This is a genomic window from Bacillus sp. CDB3, assembly GCF_002081505.1.
GTDB classification, from domain to species: domain Bacteria; phylum Bacillota; class Bacilli; order Bacillales; family Bacillaceae_G; genus Bacillus_A; species Bacillus_A cereus_AT.
Genome location: NZ_ALBR01000018.1, coordinates 20007 through 28659, shown reverse-complemented (window position 1 = coordinate 28659; position 8653 = coordinate 20007). Strand labels below are relative to the sequence as shown.

Here is an 8653-nt window from a genome sequence, read left to right as displayed (position 1 = left end):
ATACCTATAACATTTAAATACTCTTTCAGTTTTTCATCTGCATTCTTTTCATTTTCTTTATAATCATGAAGCGCCTGTAATACAAAATCATACTGTTCTAAAATATAACTTTCTAATTTCAAGACATCCTCTAAGCTATCAAGCATGATTCGCGTATTACCAACTTCACTTTTTAACGCCGGTTCACATATTAAGCTCGTACATATTCCCTTTACATCATCCTCTAATATCTCTGTTAATACGTATTTCTTTCGCCCTTTTACCTTTAATCTCATAACTGGATAAAAAGCTTTTATATCTAGATAACTACCTACGTTCATACAACGTAGCCATTCTACATTTCGTCTGTTACGTACAAGTATCTCTTTCACTGCCTCGTATACCGCAGTTTCATCAAGTACGACCTTATTTACTTTTCGTTTCCCATCTACTTCAATAGATGCACATTTTTGATAAACAGCCGCACACGTAATACAATCGTCAAATGCATTATGAGAACTTAAGCGAATTCCAAGCATTCGCTTTAACGTTTCAAGTTTATGATTAGGTGCGTGCTTCATATATTTCTTAGCTAAAAACACAGTATCAATTACTTTATTTTTAGGCTCAGGTAATCCAAGCATATTTACATTACTTTTCAAAAAACGCATATCAAAAGAAGCATTATGTGCCACGATAACATTTGTATGTAAAAACGCTAAAAATAACGGTAACACTTCTTCAATTGTGGGTGCATCCGATACACGATAATTTGTAATACCTGTTAAACTCGTAATTCGGCTCGGAATTGGACGCTCTGGATTTACATATGAAACAAACTGATCTACTAGTTCATGATTATGATATTTCACTGCTGCTACTTGAATAATTTTATCATTATAAGGGTTAAACCCTGTTGTTTCAAAATCAATTACAACATAATCTAACGGTAAGGATATATTCCCCACTCCAAATACACTCCTTTTTCTCTAAACGTTTATATTTCTTTTATCATATCACGAAGCTTTCACTACTTGAAAAAGAAAAGGCAGAAATGATTATATTCCATCTCTACCTTTTCATCGTTATTTTAATTTAGCAATCCGTTTCTCCATCTCTTTTTGAGTCATCGGTCCAATGAACTTATCTTGAATGACACCTTTTGTATCTATAAAATACGAAGTTGGTATGGTAATTACTTTATAAGCTGTTGTCACATCAATGTTCTTGTCCAATAAAATAGGAAAAGTAATTCCTTTTTCTTTAGCAAAATTGCTTACCTTTTCTTCTCCCCCACCTTTTTCTGAAGGCGTATAATTTATTGCTAAAATTTCTACTTTTTCTTTATGTTCTTTATAGAAAGCCTCCATATCAGGCATTTCTTGCTGACAAGGTCCACACCACGTTGCCCAAAAATTTAAAATCACTTTCTTTCCTTTTAAATCAGATAACTTTACATACGTTCCATCTAACTTAGTTAATTCAAAGTCTGGCGCACTCTTCCCTATTTCAATACCATTCCTTGCAATCATCTCTTTCATAGCAGCTTCACTTTTTTCTTGCTTCCCCTGTACCGCCTGATCTTTTTTACCAAACTGTTCATAAGCCGCATATCCCGCTAAACAAAGTAACACTGCAATAATCGTAAGCTTCCGCCACATTTTATATCACCCTAACGTGTTTTTCTTCTTATAACATAATCACAAAAATACTATATACCTTATTTTAGCTTATACGGACAAGCTTGGAAATATTCACATTCGAAATAGTTAGAATATTTATAGTCTAGATGAAATATTTACCTTTTTATCATATAATTAGAAATAAATGCAAAACCTGCGAGGTGATATGTATTTTACAATTACTTATCAACCCTTTTACTTTTGTTTTCTTCACTTTACCATTAATATGCATTTGTTTTAGCGGCTTGCTATACAAATTCAAATGGGCTGCTATTATTATTTCTTTTACTGTTCCACTTATTTTTTTCATTATCGTCTCGGGGTTTGATATACACATAACTTTACAAAACTTAGACGTTTGGATTATTTATAGTGCTGTTTATTCTGTACTTTCCTACATAATGGCAGCTCTAATACGAAGAAAACTGCACATGTAGAACTTTCAAAAAGGGGGATTTTTATGAATCTATTTGAAAAAATACTATTATATATTCTTAGTTTTATATTTTCCCCAATCGGGATTATCACTTGGATCATCTCGCTCTTCAGTAAAGATCCTGAAAAAAAGCAAGTTGGGCGTATTTGTCTCTTTATCGCTTTAATCTCATTTATCCTTTTAGCCGGTCTCGGTATTCTTAGTTTCTTCACGATGACTACCACCACTACTATACAATAGTTATAGAAAGGATGATTGTTTTGGGAGAACATCCTATTAGTAAAGAACTTCGCTATATACGAATATGTTTAGTTGTTTTAGTAATCGTTCTTTTATTTTTCAACGGTGAAAGAGTCGTTGAAATTTCTACAAATCATGATGCCGTAGAAAACGTTTCAACCAGTAATATGACACAGATTGCTGAAAATACATTTGCTATCCAAGAATATAATCCATCACTAAGTAGCGAACATACGGTCAAAATTTTCAAATATAATCCGGATACAAATCAACTTACTCTAGTCAAAGAGTTTAGTACTAACGATACTGAATCTTATACGTATCAACTTAATAAGAGTGAATAAAGATAAGAGCGCTATATAGCTCTTATCTTTTTATTAGCATCTCTTTAAACAATGACTTACAAGTTAATAATTCGCTAGGGTCCCCACATTCCACAATACTCCCATTATTCATGACGACAACTCGATCCGCTATCATCGCCCTCTCAACATCATGTGTCGTCACAATTCTCGTTACATTCCCTCCTAGCCCTTTCAGTATATTCCAAGCCACTTCTTGATTGTTCGGATCTAATCCCGCAGTTGGTTCATCTAAAATAATGAGATTCGGATTTGATACAATCGCTCGCAATAACGCCAGACGCTTTCTCTCTCCTCCCGAAAACTCTTCTCCGCTTTTATGTAGTACAGTCTGAATACCTTCAGATAAACTCCAAATAATCGGCTTCGCATTTACAAGTTCAATATTTTCTTCTAATTGTTTTTCTAGGCACTCTTCCCCGAAATACATATTCTCTTTTACTGTCGTTCGAAAAAAACGAGGTTCCTGCCACACTGTAGTCATACGAGACCCATTACCATAATAAACAATGCTACCGTTAGATGGTTTATACAAACCCGTTATTAATTTTAAAAGCGTTGTTTTTCCTGCACCACTTTCCCCCACAATGATAACGAGTTCGCCAGGATTAATTTGCAAATGAATATTTTTAATTCTACATCTCTCTTCGCCGTTCTCTTGAAATGAAACATTTGTTAATCTCATTCCCATCGCTCTTTCTACATTTCTGTATTCAGCCTGTATATCTAAAAAACAAAAAACTCGATTTGCCGAAGCGATTGCGACTTGCGTCATCATCAATAAATCACTCGCATAACGAACAGGAAAAAAAAGCATCTCAATTGTAGCTAATACTGCAACGAGCGATCCAACTTCCATATCCCCTTTTATTATTTTTTGTGCTCCTATAATAAGAACAACTATATACGCGACCGTTTCAATCACCGTTCCAACTATTCCAATGCAATGTCGCATCATCGTCTTCTTTACTTCCGTTTTATAAGATTGTGCTGTTACTCCTTTAAATAAGTGAATTGCCCATTTTTCTTTTTGTAAACTCCGTAAATCTTGTATACCTTTTACAAACTGTGACACCATCTCTACAACACTTGATTGATTTTTTTGAGCAATATCCGCAATATTCCTTACCTTTTTCCCCATAACCATTGGAACAATTGCGCTTAAAAATAAAAACGGAGTTATCCACCATATAAAGTCTATATCTATATGTTGTAGCGCTATGATTGCACCAATAAATTGCGCAAGTGCATGAATATATTCGATTAATATAGATCCATATAACCTTACCCAGTTCGGGATATCAGAAACGACTAATGTTTCTAGCTCTCCTTGTTTTACCTTCTCGCTTTCTTCAAATGGTAATGAAAAAAAGTGACGCAATAAGTCTATACGCTTCTTTTGTAATATACGTTGACTCGCGTTTGCACTTATATAACCAAACACAAATGTATTCGTCCACATCATAAATCTACTCCCCACAAACAATACAATGTACATATATGCATCTCTTAACTCCCTCTGAATAAGATTATCAACAATTAATCCCATTAAAAGTGGTCTGGATAAATTCAAAATGGCCGCTACTATCCCGCTACAAATCGCACTAATTAGCAATAGCTTTTCTTGTAATAGCGGCAACATTATTCTTCTATACTCATTCATTGTTATTCCTCCAATTTTGCATTACATAAGGAAAGGGATGAAACCATATGGTTTCATCCCTTTCCTTTTTGTTTACTCATATTAATTTAAAAACTTATGTTTCAAAACACAAAATAAAATTTGCTCATTTATCAGGGTTTAATCCTTCTGCCAATGACTCATTAAATGCCGATATTTAGTTCTTTTATTAAATAATTTTCATTAAAATTGAAAGTGTATTTATTGTCATATGAACAACAATAGGAACAATTAATCTATCCGTTTTTACATATAAAAAATGCATACACCAATCCTGCTAAAGTATATGGAATAATACTTGCTAACTCCAGATGAAGTAATGCAAATACAAGAGACGTAATTAAGCAAGCAATGTAGACATTTGTTCGTTTTCGTAACGTATCAAGAATGACTTTTTTCGTTAAAAGCTCTTCCATTACAGGAGCAAAAATTGCAATATTCACTATTCTAAATGGAAATGATATAAATTTAGTTTTTATCATTTCTGAGTGTTCTGAGTTAAGGTCCATATTAAATGCAACAATAGCTATTAATCCATAAATAGCTTGAACTAAAAAATAAATAAGAACACCATAGATACACCATAATATCGTTTTTTTAGGCGGATAAGCATTAGAAGAAACTCTTTCAATATCAGGTTTCATCAATATTAAAATTACTATGAAAGCTAAAAAATAACCTAAAATCCTACCATAGGCGTTGGCCGCTTCCATTGTTAAATTAAATAAATTTATAAATATCGGTTCGAATAAATAAATGGACAAATAAAGCAATATGTAAGTAATTATGACTCCCCAATATCTTTTGGGCATATTCCACCTCTTTTACAGCAACTAGTATTTTAAATTTTTGTCATCTTAATATTCATTTTATTTAATTTTACCATTAATATAGACTATGCGACTTTAATTCTTCCTTAATTTTACAAAAATCCATCCGTCCCATATTAACAGATAATAAATTTCCCACTTAGGGACCTTTAAATACGCCTATATTTTTTCATACTAAAGAGGGATGAGAAAATCTCATCCCTCTTTAAAATATACATTCAACAAATATCGTTGAATCTTTTAGTTTGATACCTTAGACTCTTCAATTTTCTCACGAAGAACCATTTGCAGGATACCACCGTGACGGTAGTAATCAATTTCAACTTCACTATCGAAACGAGCTACTACTTCAAATTGTTTTTCGTTGCCTTCTGCATCGATTACAACTACTTTTACAAGATCGCGCGGTCTAACTGTTTTGTCAATTTGAATTTCAAATGACTCGTTACCAACAAGACCTAACGTTTCAGCGCTTTCGCCATCTTTAAATTGAAGTGGTAACACACCCATTAACACTAAGTTACTGCGGTGAATACGCTCGAAGCTTTCTGCGATTACTGCTTTAATACCTAATAAGTTTGTACCTTTCGCAGCCCAGTCACGAGAACTTCCCATACCGTAATCTTTACCAGCAACAACTAGAAGGCCTGTGCCATCTTCTTTATACTTCATAGCAGCATCATAGATAGATGTTACTTCACCAGTTGGCCAATATGTTGTATATCCGCCTTCTGTTCCTGGTGCGATTTGGTTTTTAATACGAATGTTTGCGAATGTACCACGCATCATAACTTCATGGTTACCACGACGAGAACCGTAAGAGTTAAAGTCAACTGGTTGTACGCCGTTTTCTAATAAGTAGCGTCCAGCTGGTGTATGCTTACCGATTGAACCTGCTGGTGAGATGTGGTCTGTCGTTACAGAGTCACCAAATTTACCAACTATGCGTAAACCTGATAATGTTTCAACTTCACCTGGCTCTTTAGATAAACCTTCAAAGAATGGTGGGTTTTGAATGTATGTTGAGTCATTATCCCAAGTATATAAAGCTTCATTTGAAGTTTGGATTTCATTCCAACGCTCATTGCTGTTAAATACTTGCGCATATTCTTTCTTGAACAGTTCAGATGTAACAACATTTTGAACTACGTCTTCAATTTCTTTAGCTGATGGCCAAATATCATTGAAGTAAACAGCATTTCCATTTGCATCTTTACCGATTTCATCATTTTTCAGGTCAATATCAACAGTACCTGCAAGTGCATATGCCACAACAAGTGGTGGTGATGCTAAGTAGTTTGCTTTTACAAGTGGGTGAATACGACCTTCAAAGTTACGGTTACCAGATAAAACAGATGTTACTAATAAGTCGTTTGCTGCGATCGCTTCTTCTAATTCCTCTGCTAATGGACCAGAGTTACCGATACAAGTCGTACAGCCATAACCAACTGTTTGGAAACCTAATTGATCTAAATACGTTGTTAAACCAGATTTATCTAAGTACTCTGTAACAACTTTAGATCCTGGTGCTAATGATGTTTTTACGTACTCAGGTACTACAAGTCCTTTTTCAATTGCTTTTTTCGCAACTAGACCTGCTCCAATTAATACGTATGGATTTGATGTATTTGTACAGCTTGTAATTGCAGCGATTGCAATTGCACCTGTTTTCATCGTTACTTCTTTATCTTCTAATGTAACCTTCACTTCTTTATCAAACTCTTGCTCATTAAATCCAAGTCCTTGTGTTCCAACTGGTGCTACAACAGCTTTGTGGAACGCATCTTTCATATCTGAAAGTGGAATTAAATCTTGTGGGCGTTTCGGTCCAGAAAGGTTAGATTCGATTGTATTTAAATCAATTTCAACAAGATCAGTGTAAATTGGATCTTTACTGTCTGCTGTATAGAATAAACCGTTCGCTTTACAGTATTCTTCAACAACGCGAATTTGCTCTTCATCTCTACCTGTTAAACGTAAGTATTCTAATGAAATGTCGTCGATTGGGAAGAATCCACAAGTTGCACCGTATTCTGGTGCCATATTTGAAATTGTTGCACGGTCAGCTAAAGGCATGCTCTTTAGTCCGTTACCGAAGAACTCAACGAATTTACCAACTACACCTTTTTGACGTAACACTTGCGTTACTTTTAATGCAACGTCTGTTGCTGTAGTACCACTTGGAAGTGTACCAGTTAATTTCACACCGATTACTTCAGGTACTGGGAAGTATGAAGGCTGTCCAAGCATTCCTGCCTCTGCTTCAATACCACCAACGCCCCATCCAAGAACACCGATACCGTTAATCATTGTTGTATGTGAGTCTGTTCCAACTAATGAATCCGGGTATGCAACTAAGTCACCTTCAGTATTTTTCACAGCATGAACAACTGGTGCTAAATACTCAAGGTTTACTTGGTGTACGATACCTGTTGCTGGCGGAACTGCACGATAGTTATCAAATGATTTTTGTGCCCAGCTTAAAAATTTATAACGTTCTTCATTACGTTTAAACTCTAAGTCCATGTTGAATGCAAGCGCGTCTGCCGTACCCGCTCTATCAACCTGTACAGAGTGGTCAATTACAAGGTCTACAGTAATTTCCGGATTAATTTTATCAGGATCTCCGCCCATGTCTGCCATTGCTTTACGAAGTGAAGCCAAATCTACAACAGCTGGAACGCCAGTGAAATCTTGTAAAATTACACGAGATGGTTTAAATGGAACATCGATATCTTGAACATCTTTCGTTCCCCATTTTGCTAAATTTGTAACATGCTCTTCTGTAATTACGCGTCCATCTACTTGACGAAGTACAGATTCAAGTAAAACTTTCACGGAATATGGTAATTGAGATACGTTGCCAACCCCTGCATTTTCAAGCGCTTTCAATTGATAATAATGATACGTTTTTCCATCTACTTCGAAAGTTGCACGTGATTGAAATGGATTATGTTTGACCATTATGTTTCCCCCCTGTTAAACGTGACTAAGTTGTCTGAATATAAAATGTAGACAAACTTTTCAATACCTTACGATAATATCTTATTACAACTTTCTAAATAAGTAAATAATAAGAAACTTATGGATTATCATAAGTTTTCTTTATCTTTCTAAATTTGAATAGTGTCCATGCTCTTTATGAATACTATTACCATAAAGTAAAGCGCTCTTTCAGCGTTTTACTTTACGTTCATATATGCTATGAACAACTCATGGTTCGTCTATAAAAAAACATTATAGAGGTGTGAAAAATGAATAAACGAAAAGCAAATCATACTATTTCAGGAATGAATGCTGCATCCGCACAAGGGCAAGGTGCTGGTTATAACGAAGAGTTTGCAAATGAACCTTTAACTCCAGCAGAGCGACAAAATAATAAGAAACGTAAAAAGAATCAGTAATAAAAAACCCAAAAGGTATGTCTGCCTTTTGGGTTTTTT

Annotated in this window: 8 protein-coding genes; 3 read left to right on the top strand and 5 right to left on the bottom strand. The window is 34.7% G+C overall.

The window, feature by feature from the left end:
* Positions 1-947, bottom strand: a 947-nt coding sequence (locus CDB3_RS06440) for a 3'-5' exonuclease (RefSeq protein WP_128853816.1), incomplete at its 3' end; no start/stop codon positions are given.
* Between the two features lie 117 nt (positions 948-1064).
* Positions 1065-1640 (bottom strand): redoxin domain-containing protein, encoded by a 576-nt coding sequence (locus tag CDB3_RS06430; protein WP_128853814.1) that lies wholly within the window; start codon positions 1638-1640, stop codon positions 1065-1067.
* Positions 1641-2121: 481 nt separating this feature from the next.
* Here CDB3_RS06430 and CDB3_RS06420 point away from each other — a divergent pair, with 481 nt between their 5' ends.
* On the top strand, positions 2122-2337 hold the full coding sequence (locus CDB3_RS06420) for a hypothetical protein (RefSeq protein WP_128853812.1): 216 nt from the start codon (positions 2122-2124) through the stop codon (positions 2335-2337).
* Positions 2338-2348: 11 nt separating this feature from the next.
* Positions 2349-2681: a YmzC family protein gene (locus CDB3_RS06415; RefSeq protein ID WP_128853811.1), complete on the top strand. Its 333-nt coding sequence runs from the start codon at positions 2349-2351 to the stop codon at positions 2679-2681.
* Positions 2682-2703: 22 nt separating this feature from the next.
* Here CDB3_RS06415 and CDB3_RS06410 read toward each other — a convergent pair whose 3' ends face one another.
* The 3 genes from CDB3_RS06410 to acnA all read right to left on the bottom strand — a co-directional run bounded on the left by CDB3_RS06410 (position 2704) and on the right by acnA (position 8174).
* Positions 2704-4362, bottom strand: coding sequence for an ABC transporter ATP-binding protein (locus CDB3_RS06410; RefSeq protein ID WP_128853810.1), 1659 nt, complete (start codon positions 4360-4362; stop codon positions 2704-2706).
* A 254-nt stretch (positions 4363-4616) separates the two neighbouring features.
* Positions 4617-5192 (bottom strand): CPBP family intramembrane glutamic endopeptidase, encoded by a 576-nt coding sequence (locus CDB3_RS06405; protein ID WP_256869644.1) that lies wholly within the window; start codon positions 5190-5192, stop codon positions 4617-4619.
* 258 nt (positions 5193-5450) lie between these two features.
* On the bottom strand, positions 5451-8174 hold the full coding sequence (acnA, locus tag CDB3_RS06400) for an aconitate hydratase AcnA (protein WP_128853809.1): 2724 nt from the start codon (positions 8172-8174) through the stop codon (positions 5451-5453).
* 290 nt (positions 8175-8464) lie between these two features.
* On the opposite strand from acnA, the gene sspO reads away from it, so the two are divergent.
* Entirely contained in the window at positions 8465-8614 is a 150-nt protein-coding gene (sspO, locus tag CDB3_RS06395) for a small acid-soluble spore protein SspO (protein WP_097829070.1), read from the top strand.
* Positions 8615-8653 lie beyond the last annotated feature (39 nt).

What these genes read in the sequence shown, in the direction of transcription:
- CDB3_RS06430 (WP_128853814.1), bottom strand. Translation starts at nt 1,640, where the DNA reads ATGTGGCGGAAGCTTACGATTATTGCAGTGTTACTTTGTTTAGCGGGA.
- CDB3_RS06420 (WP_128853812.1), top strand. Translation starts at nt 2,122, where the DNA reads ATGAATCTATTTGAAAAAATACTATTATATATTCTTAGTTTTATATTT.
- CDB3_RS06415 (WP_128853811.1), top strand. Translation starts at nt 2,349, where the DNA reads ATGATTGTTTTGGGAGAACATCCTATTAGTAAAGAACTTCGCTATATA.
- CDB3_RS06410 (WP_128853810.1), bottom strand. Translation starts at nt 4,362, where the DNA reads ATGAATGAGTATAGAAGAATAATGTTGCCGCTATTACAAGAAAAGCTA.
- CDB3_RS06405 (WP_256869644.1), bottom strand. Translation starts at nt 5,192, where the DNA reads ATGCCCAAAAGATATTGGGGAGTCATAATTACTTACATATTGCTTTAT.
- acnA (WP_128853809.1), bottom strand. Translation starts at nt 8,174, where the DNA reads ATGGTCAAACATAATCCATTTCAATCACGTGCAACTTTCGAAGTAGAT.
- sspO (WP_097829070.1), top strand. Translation starts at nt 8,465, where the DNA reads ATGAATAAACGAAAAGCAAATCATACTATTTCAGGAATGAATGCTGCA.